The organism is Verrucomicrobiia bacterium (genome assembly GCA_036405135.1).
Taxonomy (GTDB): Bacteria; Verrucomicrobiota; Verrucomicrobiia; order Limisphaerales; family JAEYXS01; genus JAEYXS01.
The window spans coordinates 13,845-36,049 of record DASWYF010000023.1; the positions used below are offsets into that span (position 1 = coordinate 13,845).

General features: G+C 56.3%; 18 protein-coding genes. 17 read left to right on the plus strand and 1 reads right to left on the minus strand.

Features of this window, described 5'->3' with window-relative positions:
* The first annotated feature begins 279 nt into the window (after positions 1-279).
* Positions 280-3,489 (plus strand): DUF1553 domain-containing protein, encoded by a 3,210-nt coding sequence (locus VGH19_12060; protein ID HEY1172098.1) that lies wholly within the window; start codon positions 280-282, stop codon positions 3,487-3,489.
* Between the two features lie 6 nt (positions 3,490-3,495).
* Positions 3,496-4,953, plus strand: coding sequence for a DUF1501 domain-containing protein (locus VGH19_12065; protein ID HEY1172099.1), 1,458 nt, complete (start codon positions 3,496-3,498; stop codon positions 4,951-4,953).
* Between the two features lie 194 nt (positions 4,954-5,147).
* On the opposite strand, the gene VGH19_12070 is transcribed toward VGH19_12065, so the two are convergent.
* On the minus strand, positions 5,148-5,435 hold the full coding sequence (locus tag VGH19_12070) for an HU family DNA-binding protein (GenBank protein HEY1172100.1): 288 nt from the start codon (positions 5,433-5,435) through the stop codon (positions 5,148-5,150).
* Between the two features lie 158 nt (positions 5,436-5,593).
* Here VGH19_12070 and VGH19_12075 point away from each other — a divergent pair, with 158 nt between their 5' ends.
* From VGH19_12075 to VGH19_12145, 15 genes are all read left to right on the plus strand, one after another.
* Positions 5,594-6,631, plus strand: a complete 1,038-nt coding sequence (locus VGH19_12075) for a serine/threonine-protein kinase (GenBank protein ID HEY1172101.1) — start codon at positions 5,594-5,596, stop codon at positions 6,629-6,631.
* A 6-nt stretch (positions 6,632-6,637) separates the two neighbouring features.
* Entirely contained in the window at positions 6,638-7,531 is an 894-nt protein-coding gene (locus VGH19_12080; GenBank protein ID HEY1172102.1) for a carbon-nitrogen hydrolase, read from the plus strand.
* A gap of 14 nt (positions 7,532-7,545) precedes the next feature.
* Positions 7,546-9,060, plus strand: coding sequence for a hypothetical protein (locus VGH19_12085; GenBank protein HEY1172103.1), 1,515 nt, complete (start codon positions 7,546-7,548; stop codon positions 9,058-9,060).
* A gap of 206 nt (positions 9,061-9,266) precedes the next feature.
* Complete coding sequence (locus VGH19_12090) at positions 9,267-10,757, plus strand: hypothetical protein (GenBank protein HEY1172104.1); 1,491 nt, start codon at positions 9,267-9,269, stop codon at positions 10,755-10,757.
* 4 nt (positions 10,758-10,761) lie between these two features.
* A complete protein-coding gene (locus VGH19_12095; GenBank protein ID HEY1172105.1) occupies positions 10,762-11,622 on the plus strand; it encodes an SDR family oxidoreductase in 861 nt (286 codons plus the stop codon).
* Positions 11,619-12,563: a tRNA glutamyl-Q(34) synthetase GluQRS gene (gene gluQRS, locus VGH19_12100; protein HEY1172106.1), complete on the plus strand. Its 945-nt coding sequence runs from the start codon at positions 11,619-11,621 to the stop codon at positions 12,561-12,563. Before VGH19_12095 ends, gluQRS begins: the two co-directional genes overlap by 4 nt.
* 5 nt (positions 12,564-12,568) lie before the next feature.
* Complete coding sequence (locus VGH19_12105; GenBank protein ID HEY1172107.1) at positions 12,569-13,180, plus strand: hypothetical protein; 612 nt, start codon at positions 12,569-12,571, stop codon at positions 13,178-13,180.
* Positions 13,181-13,386: 206 nt separating this feature from the next.
* On the plus strand, positions 13,387-14,148 hold the full coding sequence (locus VGH19_12110) for a DUF3450 family protein (GenBank protein HEY1172108.1): 762 nt from the start codon (positions 13,387-13,389) through the stop codon (positions 14,146-14,148).
* 5 nt (positions 14,149-14,153) lie between these two features.
* Positions 14,154-15,554 carry a MotA/TolQ/ExbB proton channel family protein gene (locus tag VGH19_12115; protein HEY1172109.1) on the plus strand — a complete coding sequence of 467 codons (1,401 nt, stop codon included), beginning with the start codon at positions 14,154-14,156 and terminating at the stop codon, positions 15,552-15,554.
* A gap of 26 nt (positions 15,555-15,580) precedes the next feature.
* Positions 15,581-16,258 (plus strand): MotA/TolQ/ExbB proton channel family protein, encoded by a 678-nt coding sequence (locus tag VGH19_12120; GenBank protein HEY1172110.1) that lies wholly within the window; start codon positions 15,581-15,583, stop codon positions 16,256-16,258.
* The gene (locus VGH19_12125; GenBank protein ID HEY1172111.1) at positions 16,255-16,665 is read left to right on the plus strand and encodes a biopolymer transporter ExbD; all 411 of its coding nucleotides are present in this window, start codon (positions 16,255-16,257) and stop codon (positions 16,663-16,665) included. Before VGH19_12120 ends, VGH19_12125 begins: the two co-directional genes overlap by 4 nt.
* Before the next feature lie 9 nt (positions 16,666-16,674).
* Positions 16,675-17,346 (plus strand): TonB family protein, encoded by a 672-nt coding sequence (locus tag VGH19_12130; GenBank protein HEY1172112.1) that lies wholly within the window; start codon positions 16,675-16,677, stop codon positions 17,344-17,346.
* Between the two features lie 21 nt (positions 17,347-17,367).
* Positions 17,368-18,840 carry a tetratricopeptide repeat protein gene (locus tag VGH19_12135; GenBank protein HEY1172113.1) on the plus strand — a complete coding sequence of 491 codons (1,473 nt, stop codon included), beginning with the start codon at positions 17,368-17,370 and terminating at the stop codon, positions 18,838-18,840.
* Positions 18,841-18,881: 41 nt separating this feature from the next.
* Positions 18,882-21,758, plus strand: coding sequence for a TonB-dependent receptor (locus tag VGH19_12140; GenBank protein HEY1172114.1), 2,877 nt, complete (start codon positions 18,882-18,884; stop codon positions 21,756-21,758).
* Between the two features lie 222 nt (positions 21,759-21,980).
* Positions 21,981-22,205, plus strand: a 225-nt coding sequence (locus VGH19_12145; GenBank protein ID HEY1172115.1) for a T9SS C-terminal target domain-containing protein, incomplete at its 3' end; no start/stop codon positions are given.

Genomic DNA, 22,205 nt, shown 5'->3' on the forward strand with positions numbered 1-22,205 from the left:
CGGAATCACACAGATAGAGGCCGAAAGACAAGACGACAGGATTTTACATTGGGAGGGCAATTCTTGTGTATGGAAGTCTAGCGGGGATGTGGTATGAATCGTGTTCAGACCATGTTTGTTGTGGCGAAGAGCCTGAGAAGTGTGTGTGGAGAAATTTTGTCTCCATATAGCGCAGGTAGTGCATATAGGCATCGCTGACAGCTTTAATAATGGTATTTTGTGACGTGATGGTGGAGCCAGAGAACATGGAAACGTCTGATGAATTTTGAAGTCATGAGTATGAGTGGGAATCGGCAAGTGATGAAGAAGTTGGCGCTGCTCGCAGTGTTGCTGGCGAGTGGTGTTACGGCTCAGGCGGCGGAAGCGCGGAAGGGCGCGGTGGAGTTCAATCGCGATATCCGGCCGCTGTTGTCTGAATATTGCACAGCTTGCCATGGGCCGGACCCGGGATCGCGCAAGGCGGATATGCGGTTGGATACGAAGGCCGGGATTTTCAAAGAGACGAAGAGCGAGGGACCGGTGGTGAAGGCGGGGAATCCGAAAGACAGTGCGCTCTGGCAACGCATCACGACGACGGATGAGGATGATGTGATGCCGCCGGTCAAGTCCCACAAAGTGATGAAGGCGGGTGAGAAGGAGCTGATCAAGCAGTGGATTCTGGAAGGGGCGAAGTGGCAAGATCATTGGGCCTTCATCGCGCCGGAGAAGCCGGAATTGCCGAAGGTGAAGAATGGCAAGTGGGCGAAGAATCCGATCGATACCTTCGTAATGGCGAAGCTGGAGGAGAAGGGATTGAAGCCGGCGGAAGAGGCGGATCGCCGGACTTTAGCACGGCGCGTGACACTGGATCTGACGGGTTTGCCGCCGACGTCGGAAGAGGTGGAGGCGTTCGTGGCGGATAAATCCAAGGATGCTTACGAGAAGCTGGTGGCGCGGTTGCTGGCATCGCCTGCGTTTGGCGAGCATCGGGCGCGTTATTGGCTGGATGCGGCGCGTTATGCGGACACGCATGGGTTGCACTTCGATAATTATCGCGAGATGTGGCCGTATCGCGACTGGGTGATCAAGGCGTTCAACCAGAACATGTCTTTCGACAAGTTCACGATCGAACAGCTCGCAGGTGATCTGCTGGAGAATCCGACGCAGGATCAGCAAATCGCGACGGGCTTTCATCGTTGCAACATGACGACGAATGAGGGCGGAACGATCGTGGATGAGAATCTGGCGAACTATGCGAACGATCGCGTGTCCACGACGTCCTGGGTGTGGCTGGGGCTGACGGCGAATTGCGCGGCGTGCCATGACCACAAGTTCGATCCGGTGACGCAAAAGGATTTCTACGCGATGGCGGCGTTCTTCCGGAACACGCAACAGGGTGGGCTGGATGGGAATGTGAAGGACTCGAACCCGAGCATCACGGTGATCAGCGATGCAAAGGAGTATGCGCGCTGGCAGGAATTGCCGAAGGCGATCGAGGCGGCGAAGAAAAATGTGGAAGCGAAGCGCAAGGAGGCAGAGCCGCAGTTCGCCAAATGGGTGGGCGGATTGAAGGCGGAAGACATCCAGCGGGAACTGTCCGCCAAGGACATCGCATTCCAGGCGGATCTGGATGACGGGAACACGAATGAAGTCACAGCCGTGGTGCTGGGCAAGGAACAGAAGTTCCAGCCGAAGGGCAGCCTGGAGCTGGCGCCGGAGGGACGACCGACGCGGGGCATCGCCTTGAAGAAAGGCGTGACGGTGGAGTTTCCGCAGGCGGGTGATTTCGATCACAAGCAACCGTTCTCCTATGGCGCGTGGGTGTTCGTGCCGAAGGATTACAACGAAACGGCGGCGATCTTCTCGCGCATGGATGAGAAGAATGATTATCGCGGCTGGGACTTGTGGATACAGCAGGGGCAGTTCGCCACGCACATCGTGAGCCAATGGCCGGAGAACGCGATCAAGTTGAGGACGCGTAATCGCGCGGCGAAGAAGAATAAATGGCAGCATGTCTTCGTGAGCTACGACGGTTCCGGCAAGCTGGAAGGGGTGAAGATTTTCGTGGATGGGGAACTGCAACCGCTGGAGCCGGAGAACAGCAAGGGCATCACGGAATCCATCCGCACGAAGGTTCCGTTCAAATTCGCGCAACGGAGCGAGGGGGCGCATCTGGACGGGGTGGGGCTGCAAGATGTGCGGTTGTATGCGCGGGAGTTGAATCCAGCGGAGGTTTCCGCGCTGGCGAATTTCTCCACGTTGAAGAAGCTGCTGGATACGCCATTGGACAAATGGAAGGCGGAGCAGAAGAAGCCGATCTTTGATTACTATCTCGCCACGCGTTACGAGCCATTTAAGCAAGCGCAGACAGACTTGGCGGCTTTAGAAAAAGAGAAGGAAGGCATCCGGCTGAAATATCCGGTGACGCATGTGCAGATGGAGAAGAAGGATACGATGCCGGTGGCGAATATTCTTTTCCGGGGACAGTACGACCAGCCACGCGAGAAAGTTGAGGCAGCCCCCTTCGCATTCCTGAATCAACTGCCTGAAGGTGCTCCGCGTAACAGAATGGGATTGGCTCAATGGATGACGGCGAAGGAAAATCCTTTGGTGGCGCGGGTGACGGTGAACCGTTTCTGGCAGGAGATATTCGGCACAGGCCTGGTGAAGACATCGGAAGATTTCGGTGTGATGGGTGAGGTGCCGGTAAATCAGGCGTTGCTCGACTGGCTGGCGGTGGAGTTCCGCGAGAGCGGCTGGGATGTGAAGAAGTTCGTCACGCTAATAGTGACATCGGCGGCGTATCGGCAGAGCGCGGAAACGACGCCGGTGAAGTTGCAACGTGATCCGGCGAACCGGTATTTGAGCCGCGGGCCGCGCTTCCGCATGGATGCGGAGATGGTGCGGGATTACGCATTGGCAACGAGCGGGTTGCTGGTAGAGAAGGTCGGTGGGCCGAGCGTGAAGCCGTATCAGCCCCCGGGCGTGTGGGAAGCGGTGGCGATGCCGGAGAGCAATACGCGCAACTACAAGCGAGACAGCGGCGAGGCGCTTTATCGTCGCAGCATGTACACCTTCTGGAAACGCGCGGCACCACCGGCGATGATGGATGTGTTTAACGCGCCGAGTCGCGAAGTGTCCTGCACGCGTCGTGAGCGGACGAACACGCCACTCCAAGCGCTGGCGACGATGAATGATCCGCAGTTCGTGGAAGCGGCGCGCAAGCTGGCGGAGACGGCGCTGAAACAGCATCCCGCAGATGTGAATGAAGCCGTGGCACTGATGGCGGAGCGGGTGCTGGCGCGTCCGTTGGCGAGCAAGGAGCGCTCGGTGGTGAAGGAGACGTTGCGTGAATCGCTGGAATATTACACAGGCAAGCCGGATGAAGCAAAGAAGCTGGTGACGTTCGGTGAATCGAAGCCGGACGCGACGCTGGATGCCACCAAGGTGGCGGCGCTGACGATGGTGGCGAATCAGTTGATGAACCTGGATGAGGTGTTGAACAAGTAAGACGTTATGAACCCTTTCAACGATTACCTAAAGTCTGAGTCGCGGCGGCAGTTTCTTTCGCGCGGCAAGAATGCGGTGGGTTTCGCCGCGCTGACGAGTTTGTTGGGCAGCCAGTTCTCCACATGGGCGGCGGGTGGGAGTGAGTTGCCTGACAAATTGCCGCACTTTGCACCGAAGGCGAAGCGCGTGATCTATCTGCACATGGTAGGCGGGCCATCACAGATGGATATGTATGATTACAAGCCGGGTATGGCGGAGTGGTATGACAAGGATTTGCCAGAGTCCATCCGCAAAGGGCAACGGCTGACGACGATGACGAGCGGGCAGGCGCGGTTTCCGATTGCGCCCTCGAAATTCAAATTCGCGCAACACGGCAAGAGTGGCATGTGGGTGACGGAACTCCTCCCGCAAACGGCAAAGTGTGTAGATGACATGTGCTTCATCCGCTCGATGCACACGGAGGCGATCAATCATGAGCCCGCCATCTGCCATATGCAGACGGGTAACATGAATTCGGGCCGTCCGTGCATCGGGTCGTGGGTGAGTTATGGGTTGGGGGCATTGAACAGCAATCTGCCGACGTTTGTGGTGCTCGTAGCAGAACCGACGAACAAGGAGCAGATCCAGGCGATCTCGGCGCGGTTGTGGTCGAGTGGTTTCTTGCCGGGAGAACATGCGGGTGTTTCCTTCCGTAGCAGTGGCGATCCGATCTTATTCATCAATAATCCGCCGGGTGTGCCGCAGGAGTTGCGTCGCAAGCAGCTCGATGGTTTGCGGAAGTTGAACGAGATGAACTTCAAGCAGGTGGGCGATCCCGAGACGCATACGCGCATTCAGCAATTCGAGATGGCGTTCCGTATGCAGGCGAGCGTGCCGGAGTTGACGGACATCGCGAGCGAACCCGAATCTACTTACAAGCTCTACGGGGATGAGGCGAAGAAGCCGGGGACATTTGCGGCGACATGTCTGCTCTCGCGGCGCTTGCTGGAGCGAGGTGTACGCTTTGTGCAGGTGTATCTGAACAACTGGGATCATCACTCGAATGCGGCGGGACGTCTGCCGATGCAGTGCAAGGACATCGATCAAGCGACGTATGGGCTTATCCAAGATTTGAAAGCACGCGGGATGTTTGAGGACACGCTGATCGTGTGGGGTGGGGAATTTGGTCGCACGATTTACAGCCAAGGTGGTTTGTCGAAGGAAAACTACGGGCGCGATCATCATCCGCGCTGTTTCACGATGTGGATGGCGGGTGGCGGTTCAAAAGGCGGGACGATCTACGGTGAGACGGATGAGTTTAGCTACAACATCGTGAAAGACCCGGTGCATGTGCGGGACTTCCACGCGACCATTTTGCATCTGTTAGGCGTGGATCATAATCGCTACAGCTACAAATATCAGGGACTGGATCAGCGGCTCACGGGGGTGGAGGAAGCGCATGTGATCAAGGCGTTGGTGGGGTAGGAAGGAATGTAGAATTAAGAAAGAAGAATGCAGAAAGGGTAACAGCCGACTCCTAACGCCCAATATCGAAAGAGGGGCAAAAGAGGTGAAACGTAAAGCGGGCTGCGATTCAGTACCATTGACGACTTAACAAATCGCGGAAAAGAAAAAGGCGCTCTGGTTGCCCAGAGCGCCAAAGTCGCGGTCAGTAAAGATTACTTCGCGCCGAGGATCGCATCCTTCGCGGCCTTGGCCACGCGGAACTTCACGACCTTCTTGGCAGGGATCTTGATCGCTTCGCCAGTAGCCGGATTGCGGCCCATACGAGCTTTGCGGTTCACGAGCACCAGCTTGCCGATGCCAGGGAGGGTGAAAGAATTCTTGGCCTGCTTGTAAGCGAGGGCGGCGATTTCTTCGAGGATAGCCACAGCTTGCTTCTTGGAGATCTCAGCCTTCTCCGCGAGAGCGGCGGCGATTTGCGACTTGGTCAGTGCTTTAGCCATAAATGTTAAGCGTGTGTTTTAGTTATTGGGTTAGGTGAATTGTCTTGCGACTTGGGCGTAATTAAATAGTCACAAGCAAATGGCGCAAGCAGAAAAGTTAAGAAAATCGCGGGTTTACGCTGTTTTTTTGTAACTGCTGCGGAGCTTGACTTGGCTGTATGAATGCGGAAGATGCGCATGTGGCTAGCCTGTTTACCATCCAAGGTGACACTCGATACGAAATTGTCCGCAAGATTTTCGAGGGCGGCATGGGTGTTGTGTATGAAGCCGAGCAACACGGTGCGCGCGATTTCGTGAAGCGGGTCGCCATCAAGGTCATTCGCCAGAGCTACGCCAACCAGAAGCAGTTCATCGAGAATTTCGTCGGAGAAGCCAAGCTCGTCGCGGATCTTATCCATACGAATATCGTACAGACCTATCAATTGGGCGAGGCCAGCGGCATCTATTTCATCGCGATGGAGTTGATCCGCGGGGTGAACTTGGAGCAATTCGCACAGCAGCTCGTGGATAAAAAACGGCCATTATCAAGGGATTTGGCGGTGTTTATCGCCAGCCGCATCGCCCGTGGTCTTGCTTACGCGCATGCGAAAGCGGATCGTGATGGCAAGCCCTTGGGCATCGTTCACCGCGATATCAACCCGAAGAACATCATGATCGCCTTTGAGGGTGATGTGAAGGTGACAGACTTCGGTGTGGCCAAGGCGCGTGGTTTGTTGGTGGATAACGAAGGCGAAGTCGTGGCGGGCAAGGCTGATTACATGAGCCCCGAACAGGCGGATTTCCGCATCACAGATAAGCGCTCGGATGTGTTCTCTGTAGGTGTGGTGCTGTCCTTTCTGTTGCTCGGTTACAATATCTTCAAGGGTAACTCGGTGGAGGAATCGCGCCAGCGCGTGATGACGATGCCCATCCCTGACTTCCGCCAGTTGGATTCACGTATCGATGATCCGTTGAACAATATTTTGCAAAAGTGCTTCCAACGTGACTTGGCCAAGCGGCATCAATCGGCCGAAGAGCTGCTTGAAGAGTTGGAACACTATATCTACGACCAAGGTTATGGTCCTACGAATGAGACCTTGGGTCGCTTCATCCGTGAACTCTTTGGGCAGAACCACGCACCAGTCGTGGTGGATCATACGCGTGGAGGTACGGTTGTCCTTGACCGCACGGCCCACATGGCTTCTAAGAACGTGTAAGTGAAAATGAGTCGTTCCTCTTCCTCCGTGGTGAAGCTGGGACTCGTGCAGACGTCTTGCGTCGCCGACCCCGCTACGAACTTGAAAAAGACGCTCGCTGCCGTTGAAAAAGCGGCCAAAGCGGGTGCGCAAATCATCTGTACCCAGGAGCTGTTCCGCTCCTACTACTTCTGCCAGAACGAAGATCATGCGAACTTCAAGCTGGCAGAATCCATCCCGGGACCAAGCACGGATGCATTCCAGAAGCTGGCCAAAAAGTATAAGGTGGTGATCATCGCCTCGCTTTTCGAGAAACGCGCTTCGGGCCTCTATCATAACACGGCGGCGATCATTGACGCAGACGGATCTTTCCTAGGTATCTACCGGAAGATGCACATTCCGGATGATCCGATGTTCTACGAGAAGTTCTACTTCACGCCGGGTGATCTGGGGTTCAAGGCGTGGCAGACGAAGTATGCGAAGATCGGTGTGCTCATCTGCTGGGACCAATGGTATCCGGAAGGCGCGCGCCTGACTGCGATGCAAGGTGCGGAGATACTTTTCTACCCGACGGCCATCGGCTGGCATCCGAGCGAGAAGGCGGAGTATGGAGTGCGTCAGCACGGCGCTTGGGAGCTGATCCAGCGTTCTCATGCCGTGGCCAACGGGTGTTATGTGGCTTCGGTGAACCGTATCGGCTTGGAACAACCCATCGGTGGTGACGGTTTGGAGTTCTGGGGGCAGAGCTTCGTGGCCGGTACATCGGGAGAGATTCTTTCGAAAGCCAGCGTGGACAAGGAGGAGAACCTCATCGTCCCCGTGGACTTGAGCAAGGTGGACGTCACTCGCACGCATTGGCCGTTCCTGCGCGACCGCCGGATCGATGCGTATGGTGACATCACCAAACGCCTCATCGACTAGCACTTCCTTAACGCATGGCGACCAATCCGCAAGATCCGCTGGCTGAGCGTTTGCAGGAGTGGGAGCGGCGGGTTCCCGGTTTGTTGACCGGCGGATCAGTATTAGTGCTGTTCTGGATAGTCATCTCCGCGATCGGTCAAGGATTCATACCCCAAGACGATGCCTTGCGCCATGCCGCGTATGCGGTGAGCGGGAAGACATGGGATCAGATACTGGTGCTGAATCCGGCGATGGTGGCGGATCACAACCCCGGGTGGCATGTCTTGCTGAAGACGCTGCATGCCGGTCTTGGCTGGAATCAGGTGATGCTGGTGCTGTTCTCCGTGGCATTTCTTTTCCTCTGCGTGACAGTTCCAGCGTTGTTCATGGTGAAGAGACCGGAGCTATGGCTGGCATCACTGTTGGCCATCATCATTTCCCAGCCGCATTTCATCATGCGCCTGACCTTGGGCAGGCCACTGCTTCTTTCCATCGCGGTACTCATATTCATTCTTCTCGCCTGGACGCGCGATGATCTGGGACCTGGACAGCAAAAGCTCCGGTTAGGCTGGAGTGTTGGATTGATGGGACTGGCCGTTTGGGTTCATGGGACCTGGTATCTGTTTGTATTGCCAGCACTGGCGTTTGCCTTGGCAGGGCGTCTTCAATCGGCACAACGTCTGGCACTGTGCTGGCTGGGCGGCAGCGCACTGGCTGCGGTATTGACGGGCCATCCCGTCGAGTTCCTTTCCGGTGCTGTCCGGCACGCCTTGTATTCTTTAGGCGGGCAAACATATCAACACGTCCTTGTCAGCGAGTTCAAGGCTACCGACGGTGTTTTTCCCATCGTGGCGCTCATCGCGATCGTTGCGGTGGCGCGGACGTGGTTGGCAGGACGTCTGCCAGCGTTTTTCCGCGATCCGATTTTTGTGATGGTGGTGCTGGGCTGGGTGCTGGGTTTGAAAGTGGGCCGCTTCTGGCTGGATTGGGGCTTGCCCGCCACGTGGGTCTGGCTGACGCAGAGTTTCATTGAGATGGCGGGCTCACGCGTGCCGTTTCAATCTTTACGCCGGGCCAAGCTGGGCCTCTGTGTGCTCGCTTCGCTGCTATTCCTGTGCCTTAACGATTATGAGAGCCGTTGGACCAGATCGTTGAAGATAGATTTCATTTCGGCTGAAAAACAGGAACTTGAAGGTTGGTTGCCTGATGATGGAGGTATCATCTACAGCCCTGAGATGACGGTGTTTTATCATACGTTCTTCAAAAATCCAAACGCAAACTGGCGTTATGCGCTTGGCTACGAGCCGGCGCTGATGCAGCCGGATGATTTTAAAACGCTGCGCAACATCCAGTGGAACGATGGCGACCCGCGGACTTATCAGCCATGGTTGGACAAACTGCGCCCGGAAGACCGGTTGGTGTTCATCGGTGGTATTCGTATGGCTCCAGAACTGCCGGGCATTGAGTGGAACTATGTGGCAACCGACCGGTGGATCGGGCGGCCTGTCCAGAAACCAGCCGTGTCTCCCGTACCGCCTTCCCCGCGTTAAGGTGTGTTGTCCTTGACCTTGGAGCATTCATCGCGTCTAACAGCCTCGATTGAAATCGAGTTGCCCAGAATGGATGCGGGAGAAGCGTGGCTTCAACGGATGTGGCGCGCAGGTGGTCCTTGACCATACGGTCTGCATCGCTTCCAAGAATGTGTCTCAGAGAATGAGATATCCTTTATACTCCAGCCGGGAACGGAAGTTTATTCATGAGTGAGCACCCAGACAGGCGTCACCGCGCAGTGCCCTTGCTGATCAAATGCCTCTGCGTATGTCTCATGCCTTTCATCGCCTTGAAAATATTGGGCATGGGATATCTGCCATACGATGATGCGCTGCGGCATGTGGCCAAGGCCATCAATGGCAAACCGTGGACAGAGATACTGGTGTTGAACCCCCAGTTCGGACTGGATCACAACTTTGGCTGGCATGTCATCCTCACGCTGCTGCACAAGGCGATGGGCTGGCAGCAGGAGGCCTTGATCGCTTTTTCGGTCACGTTTTTATTCACAGTGTTCGCCATATTGCCGGTGTTCCGGCTGAAGCGAGGCGAAGCCTGGCTGGCGGCGTTGCTGGTGACGTTGATCGCGAACCAAGGTTTGGCAACGCGTTTTTTTACCGGACGCCCCTATGTGCTCAGTATGGCGGTATTGATGCTGATTTGCTTTCTCTGGCTGCAGATGAAGGACAATGGCCTGCGTCCGCCATTGCTTTGGGGCATCACCGTGGCCGCCATCACGCTGGCTGTGTGGGCACACGGGGTATGGTATCTTTTTGTTCTGCCGGTGATGGCGCTGGTGTTGGCCAGCTGGTGGCGTAATGCCATGGCTCTGGCGGGTTGCTGGCTGGCTGGCAGTTTTCTTGGCGGTTTGTTGACGGGGCATCCCGTGGGCTATCTGTTACAAGCAGTGCAGATCGCCGGGCAGGCATTCGGCCAGCATACGGTTCAACGCGTGCTGGCGGGCGAGTTTCAGCCCTCGGATGGAGTATTCACTTTCGTGATGATGATCGTGCTGGCGATCTTTGCCCGCAAACTTGTCACCGGACAATGGCCGTCGATCTTTGGGAACCCATTATTCTTGTTGGTCGTCTTGTGCTGGCTGTTCGGTCTCAAGGTCGGTCGTTTCTGGTCGGATTGGGGCGTGCCGGCCACCATGGTCTGGCTGGCCTTGAATTTCGAAACCATCCTCGAAGAACTTCTGCCTGCGGATTCGTTTCGCAACCTTGCCCTTTCCGCGTTTCTGGGCATGGCCATTTATGCAAACATGATCAACGATGTCGGGAGCCGGTGGACATTGCATCTGAATTCTGTCTTTTTGGATGCCAGCAAGCCCGAGATCAAGGAACTGATGCCAGCCGATGGCGGTATCATCTACAGCCCCGACATGACGGTCTTCTATCAGACGTTTTATCAGAATCCCAGTGCCGGCTGGCGTTATGCCTTGGGCTTTGAGCCGGCCTTGATGCCGCCGGAAGATTTGAATGTATTCCGCAGTTATCAATGGAATTACGGCGATACGCGGGCACTGGAACCTTGGATCAGAAAAATGCGTCCCGAGGACCGTATGATCTTGCGCGGTGGCAGTGCTACTGCAGCACCTCCCGGGCTTGTGTGGCGGGAAGGAACGCCCGGATTGTGGATCGGGCGTTTGCCTGCTGCGCCAGTGAAGACGAATGCTCCCGCAGCGGGCAACCAATGAAGTGATGGCACCCAGGGCGGACAACCTTGTTTGGGTGACCGGTGCCAACGGCTTGATCGGCAGCCATCTGGTCAGGCAGGCGGGCAGCAGTGTTCCTGGTTGGCAGGTGCGGCCCGTTACGCGGAGCGATTTTGATTTGACGGATTTTAAAGAAGTGGTCACCGCGTTTCAGAAAGAGCGCCCCCGGCTGGTCATCCATTGTGCCGCACTGAGCCGCAGCCCAGAATGCCAGGCGAATCCGCAATTGGCTCAAAAATTGAATGTGGAGGTGACAGAGTTTCTGGCCGATCTGGCGATGGACATATCCTTTGTCTTCTTTTCCACAGATCTGATTTTTGACGGGCTCAAGGGCGGTTATGTCGAGACGGATGCACCCAACCCACTGAGCGTTTACGCGGAGACGAAGGTGCTGGCTGAGCGGCATGTGCTGAGGAATCCTCACCACACGGTGATCCGCACATCGCTCAATGCCGGACCATCCCTGCAAGGAGATCGAGGGATGGACGAGCAGATGTTGGTGAGCTTGCGCGCGGGGAAAATGCTGAACCTGTTCACGGATGAGTTCCGCACACCGATCCCGGCAGCGGAGACGGCACGGGCTGTGTGGGAACTGGCGAAACAAAGGGCGAAAGGTGTTTACCACGTGGCCGGAGCAGAAAGGCTTTCTCGCTGGGAAACCGGTGAATTGATTTGCGAGCGCTTTCCAGAGCACCGCGAGCAGATCAGCGCGACCTCGCTGAGGACGTATCAAGGTGCGCCGAGATCGCCGGACACCAGTCTGGATTGTGCGAAGGCGCAAGCGCGACTGTCATTTGCGTTGCCGAGATTTTCGGAATGGTGGCGGAACGAAGGAGGAGGCGCATGAGTGCGGCATCCACAGCAACATATCGTGGACGTATCGCCCCATCGCCCACCGGTTTTCTCCACCTGGGGCATGCGCGGACTTTTTGGGTGGCTTGGCAAAGAGCGCGAACGGCAGGAGGTCAGGTGATTCTGCGAAATGAAGATTTGGACCCGCAGCGCAGCCGGCCTGAGTTCGTGCAGGCGTTCATGGAGGATCTGCGCTGGCTCGGGCTGGATTGGGATGAAGGCCAGGACATCGGTGGTCCGCATGCGCCCTATGATCAAAGCAAGAGGACACAGTCCTATCGGGAGGCGTTGCAAAGATTGATCGCCAGCGGACATGCCTACCCTTGCTACTGCTCGCGCAAAGAAGTGCAACTTTCTGCAAGGGCACCGCATGTGGAGGATGAGGAGGCGATTTACGCCGGAACGTGCCGCCCGAAGGGGACCGGTTTCGGGTTGACGCGCTCGGATGTCGATGATGGTTCCGAATCACCACAGATCGAAACTGGAAGCCAGAAACTTGAAACAACGCGCAAACCGTGCTGGCGCTTTCGCATTCCCGACAGCGAAGTGATCCGCTTTGTGGATGGCCACTTCGGATTGAAGGAGTATGTGGCAGGTAGAGATTTCGGAGATTTCGTGATTTGGCGACCGGACGATGTGCCGGCATATCAACTCGCTGTGGTGGTGGATGATGCATCAATGGGCATCACCGAAGTGGTGAGGGGTGCGGATTTATTGGTCTCCACGGCAAGGCAGATACTGCTTTACCGGGCTTTGGGATGGGTGCCGCCTGCATTTTATCATTGCCCCTTGTTGATGGATGAGAAGGGCGTGCGATTGGCGAAACGGAATGATGCGCTGAGCTTGCGCACTATGCGCGAGCAGGGCGGAAGGCCGGAGGATGTCGTCGCGCGATGGCAGGTGGAGTTGACGCCGGACAAGGACCGGGGAAGGTGAACACGATGGCACGCAAGAAAAAGAAACTGACGATCGCTGGTGTCCTGCTGGCTGCTGTGCTGGGGCTGGTCTGGCAGCTCACGCCAGTACAGGCGGTGTTCGCGATCGCGAACCTGAGCGATCCGGCCAAACTGGCCACCTTGGGTGAGCGCGGAGCGAATCCGCGGCTTAACAAGATCGTTTTCTGGATGCACGAGGCGTTTGACCGGGGCGGTTCGCCAGAAGGCGCGGTGGAGTGGGCGCAAAGATTGAACGGAGAAGGGGGGATGCGGGCGGAGTTGGTGCGTGATGCGCTTATGCGCAACTGGAAGATCGCCCGGCAGCTAGGTCTGCTGACCCCGGAGAATTTGGAGAAGCTCAAGCGGGGCAATGCGGCTGAGGTCACTTACGGAGCCTATGTCGGCGAGGCTGTGGAGATAGATCATATCGTGCCTTTCAGCATTGCACCGGAAGTGGGCAATGAGCTTGCCAATCTTGAAATGCTGCCGCGCTCGGTGAACCGGAGCAAATCCGACAAGGTGACGGACCGGCAACTCGACCACGCAGAAAAGTTGCAAGCGGCCGGGCTTTTGAGCGATGAGACAATGGAGAAGATGAGAACGCGTCTGGGGCGCTAGAGCGGTGCGGCCTTATTTCCCTGCAAACCTCCGATGCTGATGGCACCGGAGGTTTTGCTTTCTTTGGGGTAAGGAGAATATGCTTCATAAACCTCCCCTGATCCGCGTAACAGAATCGTAACGTTCCCGTCATTTTTCTGTCATCCATTCCCCCTAATGTGGTCGGACTTGGGCGCGTGCCCGGGAAACATTACTGATCAATGACCATGAAATGGAACACTGCGGTTCTGGGATTTTTATGCGGGTTCGCCGTGACGCTCGGCGGGCACGCGCAGGAACAGATCGCTGATACGCGCAGCGCCCTGCAGAAATGGGTGGAGACACGCCAGATGACCTCCAAGTTGCGGGCCGATTGGGCTGCGGAGAGGGAGTTGCTGCAGGAATCCATCAAGATGTTCGAGCGTGAGTCCAAGAATCTCGATGAGCTCATCGCCAAGGTGGACACGGGCAATGAAGTGGCCCGGAAAGAACAAGCGGAGCAGCAGAAACTTGAGGCCGAGTACAAGATTGCGATCGAGCGGGTCAAAAGCCTTTTGGACCATCTGGAGAAGAAAACGGTGACACTTGCCAAGACGTTCCCGCCTCCGCTCGCCGAGAAGCTGGACGGTTTCGTGAAGCGCATCCCTGAAGATCCGGCCGCGACGAAGTTGTCTGCCGGTCAGCGGATGCAGGCGTTGGTCGCCATTCTCGCCGAGGCGGACAAATTCAACGGGGCCATTTCCGTGGTCAGCGAGCTGCGCAAGAACGCAGCGGGTGCCGAAGTGCAGGTGCGCACGATGTATCTTGGCCTGGCCCAAGCCTACTACGCAGACAAATCCGGCCAGCTCGCCGGGGTGGGCCTGCCTTCAGCGGAAGGCTGGAAGTGGAGTGATGAGCCCTCGCTGGCTCCGGCGATCATCAAGGTGATCGCCATCCATGAGAGCGAACAACCTGTCAGCTTTGTCACCTTGCCGGTGAAGATCCAATGATTTCCATGAAATTTCGCCACGTTTTTTTTAGCGGCTTGTTGGGGCTTGGCCTCACGCTGGGTGTTTCAGCCCAGGATTTCAACTCTGTCTCCAGTTCGGCCAAGGCCGATCTTGAAAAGGCGCTGACCGAACTTTCTGCTTTGCAGAAACAGGTGGGGGAGGAGCGGATACCGATCGCCCAGACTTTGAGCAAGGCCGAAGACACGGTGCTGACCAAGCGCAAAGACTATGAAAAAGCCCAGCGTTCCCGTGACAACGAACTGGTGGATCTGAACGTCCTGAAGGATCAGGTCAAGAAGAAGAGGGAGGAACTGGATTACCTGAACGGGCTGCTGCAGGAATTCTCCAGTCTGTTCGAGTCACGTCTGCACATCAGCGAGCTTCAGGTCTATGCCGATCAATCCCGCGAGGTCCGGCTCAAGGCGGAGAATCCCGATCTTTCGATCCAGTCGCGCCTGGAGTTGCAAATGGGATTCGTGGACCGTGCCATCGAACGTCTCAATCATTTGAGCGGCGGTCACACGTTTGACGCAAGCGTCTTGGGGGCATCCGGGGTCAAGGAGAAGGGCAAAGTGACGTTGCTTGGTCCGGTGGCCATCTTTGCGTCGGCACAAGGCGGAGGCCTGGTTGATCGGCAGGTGGGATCGCTGGAGCCGGCGGTGATCAGTCTGGATCCGACGCTTACCGGCGGCATCAAGACAGTGGTGGAAACGGGCAGCGGCGGCCTGCCCTTGGATGCGTCGTTGGGCAACGCGTTGAAAATTGAAGCGACGAAGGACGGTTTCATCGAGCACATCGTGAAGGGTGGTTTTGTGATGTATCCGATCGTGGGCATCGCCTTGGCCGCACTGATTGTGGGTATCATCAAGTGGTTCCAGTTGACCTCCATACCCATGGCTTCCCGCCGGGATTTGCAGCTCATCCTTGATCGCCTGACCAAAGGCAACCAGCAGGGCGCGCTGGAACATGCTGAAACAATCAAGGGCCCTTCCGGACAGCTTCTCGCCACGGCGGTCACCCATGCCCAGGAAAGCAAGGAATACATCGAGGAAGTCTTGTATGAGCGCATGCTGAACGTGAAACCAGTATTGGAGAAGATGCTGCCTTTCATCGCACTGACGGCCGCCACGGCTCCCTTGTTGGGCCTTTTGGGAACGGTGACGGGCATGATCACCACGTTCAACATGATCAGTGTGTTCGGCACGGGCGATCCGAAGACCCTTTCCGGCGGCATCTCGGAAGCTCTTATCACAACGGAGTGGGGGCTTTATGTGGCGATTCCCGCATTGCTGATCCATTCAGTTCTGTCCCGCAAGGTGAAGGCGATCATGGGAGACATGGAACAGATGTCCGTCGCCTTCATCAACGGCGTGCCTGAGCAGATACCGGCTGAACCGGTGAAGTGACCTGCGGCCAGTGAATGTTGAACGATATGGAAGCACTTATCCAAAAAATCATCCACATCTGGGTGGCGGGCGGCTGGACCATGATTCCGCTGCTCTTGGTCAGCCTGTATATTTACGGGCTGGGCGCATCTATGCTGGCCTATTTCAGCCGCCGCGGGCATTCGCGCATCACGGAGAAGCAATGGCGCCAGTGGGTGATCGATCCGGCGAAAGCCGAAGGAGAGATCGGTGAAATTATCCGTTATACCCAGGACGAGGTGAAGACAGAGGATGAAATACACAACCGTTTTTCGGAGGTGGTTTCTTCCAAGATTCCGGCCATCAACCGCCAGATATCGGTCTTGAACGTGCTGGTGAATGTTGCGCCCCTGCTGGGACTGCTGGGGACTGTGTTGGGCATGCTTGCCACCTTTTCGGCCATCGCCCAGAGCAGCGGGACCAAAACGATTGATGCCATTTCCGCCGGCATCTCCGAGGCCCTCATCACCACGGAGATGGGCCTGCTGATCGCGCTGCCGGGCTTTGTTCTGACGGCGATGGTCAAGCGAAAGCGGGATGAATACGAAGGTTTTCTGGCCAGCCTGGAAAGTTTCACCGTTCTCCAGTTCAAACACCGCTCCGATCTGGATGATGACGATGATGCCCAGACGGCCAACGATTCTGCGATGGACGCGGACTCAGGCCTCAATCCAGCTACCACATGAAGTTCCGCCGTAATCTTTCTGATACCGAAGAGCTGTCTGAGATCAACATCTCGCCGCTTATCGACATGGTGTTCATCCTGCTCATCTTCTTCATCGTGACCACCGTTTTCGTCGAGGAGACCGGTGTGGATGTGGACAAGCCGCAGGCCGCCTCGGCCCAGCAACTGGAGAAGAACAGCATCCTCATCGCCATCACTTCCAAGAACCAGATTGTCTATGGTGGGCGGGAGATCGGCATCGCCGGAGTCCGGCCCTTGGTCAGCCGTCTCACCACGCGGGATGACATGCCGGTGATCATCCAGGCAGATGTGGCGTCCCAGGCTGGCATGCTGGTGCGCGTGATCGATGAGTGCAAACTGGGCGGAGCCAAGAATGTCAGCCTTGCCTCGGCCAAGGGCAAGTCCTGATCCAATTCCATGCGCAAGGTTTTCACACCACCTCCTGTTTCTGGCGGACGTTTTTGGCCTGTGGCCGGAGCGGTGGGCCTGTCCTTTCTGCTGTTTCTCCTGCTGCCGTTCACCACGATGATCTCGGGAGCGAAGGTGGACAAAGTGGATCTGACAAAAATCGGTTCGCTGGATGCGCCTCCGCCGGAGAACCAACCGCCGCCTGAACCTCCTCCCCCGCCGGAAAAAAAGGACGAACCGCCTCCTCCGGAGCTGGCCCCTGCGGAGGCACAGCCCATGACGATTGACCAGCTCACGGCAGATGTGGCCGTGGGGGGTGGTGGATTTCTTTCGGGTATGATCATGACTCCTGGTGGAGACAACCCGCAGGATACCATGAAGGAGATGATCTTCAGCATGGAAGACCTGGATCAGAAGCCCGTACCGGTGGCGCAGATATCGCCACAGCATCCGCGTGACCTTCTGAAAGCCAAGGTGGAAGGGCAGGTGATTTTGCTGTTCGTGGTGGATGAGCAGGGCCGGGTGGAAGATCCCCGCGTGGAAAACTCTTCCCGCCCTGAATTCGAGAAGCCTGCGCTCGATGCCGTGCGCAAGTGGAAGTTCAAACCCGGCACCAAGGAAGGTGCGCCGGTGAAAACCTATATCCGTCAACCGATCCGCTTCTCCATCGCGACATCCTGACGGTCAAAGAATTTTTGCATCATGAAACGGAATGAAATGATACGCCTGTTCGCCCTGCTGCTGGTTGTCTCTGTGACGACCGTGACGCAGGCGGCCGCCAAGAACAAAGACAAAGCGCCGGTAACGGCGGCTGAGACCGCTGCCACCATCCCGGCCATGAAGTTTCAGGCCCAGCCCGTGGACCCGAACAACCCGCTGGCCGGCGCGTTCCAGGACCCGCTGTTCGTCAAGAGCTTCCTGGGCGGCTACGGCGTGAAGGCGGATGTGGAGCCGAAGTTCGACCAGACGAAGACCAACGAGGTGAACTTCTACCGCGAGCTTTCGCAGGTGATGGCGCAGGACATCAGCAAGGCTGCCTACATGATCTCCACCAATCTCACGGAGGAAGCGAATCCCATTTTCGACTACACGCTGGGAACGATCCTGCTGCAGAACGGCGAGAACACGAACGCGATCACCCATCTTGAAAAGGCGATCGAAAAATTCCCCTCGTTCCTGCGGGCCTGGAAGAATCTCGGCATGGCCAATGTGCGTGCCGGCCAGTTTGATGAGGCTATCAAGCCGTTCACCAAGGCCGTGGAACTGGGCGGTGTGGACGGGCAGATCTACGGATTGTTGGGTTACTGTTACATGAATGGCGAGCGCTATCTCCCGGCAGAAGCGGCTTATCGCAACGCGATGATCTTCATGCCGGAGCACAAGGACTGGAAGATGGGACTCATCAAGAGCCTCTTGGGCCAGAGCAAGTTTGCCGAGGCCAACCGCATGGTGGCAGAGATGCTGCTCAAGACTCCCGATGACGTGAGCTTGTGGACGCTACAGGCGAGCATCTTCACGCAGCAGGAAGACTATGCCAGCGCGGCGGTGAATTACGAGATCCTGCGGAAGTTCGGGAAGATCGACTTCCGCCAGCTCATGGTTCTGGGGGACATCTATATGAGCCAGGATGCGAAAGACCTGGCACTCGAAGTATATCTCCAAGGCGTTGACCGGGAAGAGCCGGGCAAGGCGGAGCGCACCGTGCGTGCGGCGACGATCCTCGCGGGGCGCGGCGCCTTTGACGAGGCCGACCTGCTGGTGAAAAAGGTGCGGGCGATCCATGGCGACAAACTTTCCGCCGAGGACGATCTCAAACTGCTCAAGGTGACTTCCAAGACGGCGTTTGCAAAAGGTGATGCTGACCAGGCGGTGAAGGTGCTCGAGAAAGTCATCGAGAAGAACCCGCTGGATGGCGAGGCGTTGCTGATGGTGGGAGATCATCACCTGAAAAATCAGGAGTTTGAAAAGGCCGAGTTCCGATTTGACCTTGCCGGCCGGATACAGGGTTTCGAGGCGGACGCTTTTGTGAAGAAGGCCCAGGTGAAAGTGAAACAGCAGAGATATACCCAGGCGGTGGATGAACTGCGCAAAGCCCAGAAGCTCAAGCCGCGCGACAGTGTGCAACGCTATCTGGAAGCCGTGGAACGCATGCTTCGCCAGTCCAGCGGGGCCTGATTTGATGTCAGGGATCAAGGGACACTGAAAACAAAAGCCAAGTGAACACCAACGCCTCATCTGTACCGGGCGGCGGATTGCGCCATTTTTTTCTGATCCTGCTGCTGGTGGTTTTTCCACTGGTGGTGCGGGCGCAGGATGAGAATACCGGTGCTGTATCCGGTCGCGTGGTGGATTCCTGGCAGGGCAGCCCTGTGGCCGGTGTGACGGTGCTGGTGCGCGGCACCACACTGGGCACCACCACGGACTCCGCAGGCAACTACACGGTCGGAAAAATTCCGCCCGGCAACTATGCGATCGTATTTTCCCGGTCGGGCTATACCAAGGCCACGTTGGGGGATGTGCGGGTGGCGGCCGGCCAGAAAACCCCGGCGGACTATTCGTTGAAGCCGGAGTTTTATGAGATGGAGGCTTATGAGGCGGTGGCGGAGCCGATTTTGGACCAAGGTGCCAATCTGATGCTGGAGCGGCAGAATGCCGTCGTGGCGATGGACTCAATCGGGTCAGCACAGTTCGCCCGGACCGGGGTGAGCGATGCGGCTGAAATCGTCACCAAGATCAGCGGTGCAAGCATAGTGGACGGCAAGACGGCGGTCATTCGCGGTCTGAGCGACCGTTATACCAGTGCGACCTTGAACGGAGCCGAGATTCCGACCGCCGATCCGTACAGGAAATCCGCGCAGCTGGATTTGTTCCCGGCGAGCCTGATTGAAAGTGTTTCGGTCACCAAAACTTTTACCCCAGATCAGCCGGGCAGTTTTACGGGTGGTGCGATCGGCATCACGACCAAGTCGTTTCCTGAAAAGATGGTCACGAGTTTTTCGGTCGGGGTGGCCTATAATACCCAGGCGGGTTTGAACGACGAATTCCTCACTTATGACGGTGGAAAAACGGATTGGGCGGCCTTCGATGATGGAATCCGGTCGCTGCCTGAGGAATTGGAGAATGGCACCGTTCCTCCACCCGTGTTCGGCGGCACGACGGCCAGCCGGCTGGCGGCCAATGCCCGGCTTGAGGCTTTGACCCGCGCTTTCGGTTCCCGTCAATTGGGGCCGGTCAAGGGTACGTCAGGGCTTGAGAACAGCTTCTCCTTTTCTCACGGAGATACGGTTCAGGTCGCAAACCGTCCGTTCGGATATTTTGTGGGGGTAACGTACAATCGCAAGTTTAACCACTACAGTGATGGCATCAATGCGAGATATTCCGCAGGTCTTACTCCCAAGTCAGAGTTGAAGGACACGCGCAGTTCGGAAGAAGTTTCATGGGGTTCTGTGGTCAACCTGGCCTACAAGCTGGCGCCCGAGCATGAGATCGGTTTCAACTTCCTGTACAATCAATCCGCCGAGGATGTTGCCCGGAGGCAGGTCGGGCAGGATTTCACCGCCGGGTTCGATCCGGACACCCGCCTATATCTCAATACTCTTCATTACACGGAAAGAAACTTGCGCGCATTCCAGTTGAAGGGCGGACATGATTTGACGGAAAGCATCAATACCAAGATTGACTGGCTGGCCACTTTGGCTTCCACCTCCCAAGAGGAGCCGGATCTGCGGTTTTTTAATTTTTTTGCCACGCCCGATGGCAGTGGCGGATACTCTCTGCTCCTCAATAACAATGCGCTGCCGGAGCCGACCAATCCGTCCCGTTATTTCCGTTATCTGGAAGAGGACAATCACACATTGAAACTGGATTTCACCCATCCTTTCGATCTGATCGCCGGCAATACGACAGAATTGAAATGGGGTGCTTATCAAACCATCTCCCAGCGAAAATTCAGCGAGCGGACTTATCAGTACAACAAAGCGTCTTCTTTTGAGGCGGGCGATCCGGAAACGTATCCCAATGATTTTTTATCCGATCCGAACATCGGGTTTAATCCCAACGGAACGTTGAAAAGATGGTTGGTGGAAGGATCCTCCAGCAAATACGACGGCCGCCAGGATGTGAACGCCGGATATTTGATGACGGATCTGGCGTTCTCGGAAAAATGGCACTTGATCGGCGGTGGCCGCCTCGAGACCACGGACTTGAGCATCAAGGGTACCAGTGCGGCGCTGGGTTCGCGGAATGCCGCGATCAATGAGGCGGATTGGCTGCCTGCGGCAGGTCTAATCTACAAGGTGACGACCAACATGAACTTCCGGCTCAACTACGGAAAGACCATCGCCCGTCCCACCTATCGTGAATTGGCACCCTATCGGAGTTATGACCAGACAGGCGATGAGATCGTGGAAGGCAATCCGAATCTCAAACGTGCCATGGTAGATAACTACGATTTCCGTTGGGAATGGTTCCCGAAACCTGGGGAAGTCCTGTCTGCCAGTTTTTTTTACAAGGATCTGGTTGATCCCATCGAAAAATATCTCCAGACGCTGGATGGCGGCATCATCACTTTTATCAATCGCAAGGAAGCTCAAGTCTATGGTGTCGAGTTCGAGGCGCGCAAATCACTCGATTTCATTGATCCCCTGCTGGACCGTTTTTCCGTGGGCGGAAACTTTGCCTATATCATATCTGATGTGCCTTTGAGCGAGGCGGAACTGATCAACAAGCGTCAGATCGATCCCGCCACGCCTTCATCCCGGCCGATGTATGATCAATCGGACATGATCCTGAACGCCGACATCTCTTACGATAACCGTAAATCAGGGACATCGGTGACGCTGGTGATGAACTATGTTTCCGAGCGGATCACCATTGCGATGGGACAGGGGCCGGATATTTATGAGCATCCGCCGCTTTCCTTGGATTTGACGATTTCGCAAAAGCTCACCGAGCACATGAAGCTCAAACTTTCAGCCAAGAATCTGTTCGACCCGTTGACCAAGAAAACGATGGGGCCAGAGCCAGGCGACAAGATTTATAGCGCTTACCGCAAAGGGCGCGTTTTTGGGATAGCCCTTTCCGTGGATTATTGAGGTTGAATATCGGGCAGCCGGAAATTTGATAAAAATCAACGTCTGCATTTTCGGCTCCATCCTTAAACCGGTTGTTTTTTAGCGCCTTTTTTCAACCCGGGAAAAATCTCCCGCCGGTTTCACTGTTTCGTAACACAAACGAGATTTTTCCGTAATGAGCCTGTCGCATCCTGTGCCGGTAAATTGCGGACCAAAACCATCAAAAGAAACAATTATAGGACTATGAAGAAGTTATTGAGTTCCTTGGTTGCTACTGCTTGTTTGGGCTCAGCCGCGGCGATGGCGGACACCGTGCAGGTGTTCAACACGTCGATGGTTGCGGGCACGAACACGTGGTATCGGACCAACACCTACGTTCTCAACGAGTATGTGTACGTTGAGGATGGCGAAGTGCTAGTGATCGAACCGGGCACGGTGATCAAAGGCAAGAACACGGCGGTGGTGAAC

What these genes read in the sequence shown, in the direction of transcription:
- VGH19_12060 (HEY1172098.1), top strand. Translation starts at nt 280, where the DNA reads ATGAGTGGGAATCGGCAAGTGATGAAGAAGTTGGCGCTGCTCGCAGTG.
- VGH19_12065 (HEY1172099.1), top strand. Translation starts at nt 3,496, where the DNA reads ATGAACCCTTTCAACGATTACCTAAAGTCTGAGTCGCGGCGGCAGTTT.
- VGH19_12070 (HEY1172100.1), bottom strand. Translation starts at nt 5,435, where the DNA reads ATGGCTAAAGCACTGACCAAGTCGCAAATCGCCGCCGCTCTCGCGGAG.
- VGH19_12075 (HEY1172101.1), top strand. Translation starts at nt 5,594, where the DNA reads ATGAATGCGGAAGATGCGCATGTGGCTAGCCTGTTTACCATCCAAGGT.
- VGH19_12080 (HEY1172102.1), top strand. Translation starts at nt 6,638, where the DNA reads ATGAGTCGTTCCTCTTCCTCCGTGGTGAAGCTGGGACTCGTGCAGACG.
- VGH19_12085 (HEY1172103.1), top strand. Translation starts at nt 7,546, where the DNA reads ATGGCGACCAATCCGCAAGATCCGCTGGCTGAGCGTTTGCAGGAGTGG.
- VGH19_12090 (HEY1172104.1), top strand. Translation starts at nt 9,267, where the DNA reads ATGAGTGAGCACCCAGACAGGCGTCACCGCGCAGTGCCCTTGCTGATC.
- VGH19_12095 (HEY1172105.1), top strand. Translation starts at nt 10,762, where the DNA reads ATGGCACCCAGGGCGGACAACCTTGTTTGGGTGACCGGTGCCAACGGC.
- gluQRS (HEY1172106.1), top strand. Translation starts at nt 11,619, where the DNA reads ATGAGTGCGGCATCCACAGCAACATATCGTGGACGTATCGCCCCATCG.
- VGH19_12105 (HEY1172107.1), top strand. Translation starts at nt 12,569, where the DNA reads ATGGCACGCAAGAAAAAGAAACTGACGATCGCTGGTGTCCTGCTGGCT.
- VGH19_12110 (HEY1172108.1), top strand. Translation starts at nt 13,387, where the DNA reads ATGAAATGGAACACTGCGGTTCTGGGATTTTTATGCGGGTTCGCCGTG.
- VGH19_12115 (HEY1172109.1), top strand. Translation starts at nt 14,154, where the DNA reads ATGAAATTTCGCCACGTTTTTTTTAGCGGCTTGTTGGGGCTTGGCCTC.
- VGH19_12120 (HEY1172110.1), top strand. Translation starts at nt 15,581, where the DNA reads ATGGAAGCACTTATCCAAAAAATCATCCACATCTGGGTGGCGGGCGGC.
- VGH19_12125 (HEY1172111.1), top strand. Translation starts at nt 16,255, where the DNA reads ATGAAGTTCCGCCGTAATCTTTCTGATACCGAAGAGCTGTCTGAGATC.
- VGH19_12130 (HEY1172112.1), top strand. Translation starts at nt 16,675, where the DNA reads ATGCGCAAGGTTTTCACACCACCTCCTGTTTCTGGCGGACGTTTTTGG.
- VGH19_12135 (HEY1172113.1), top strand. Translation starts at nt 17,368, where the DNA reads ATGAAACGGAATGAAATGATACGCCTGTTCGCCCTGCTGCTGGTTGTC.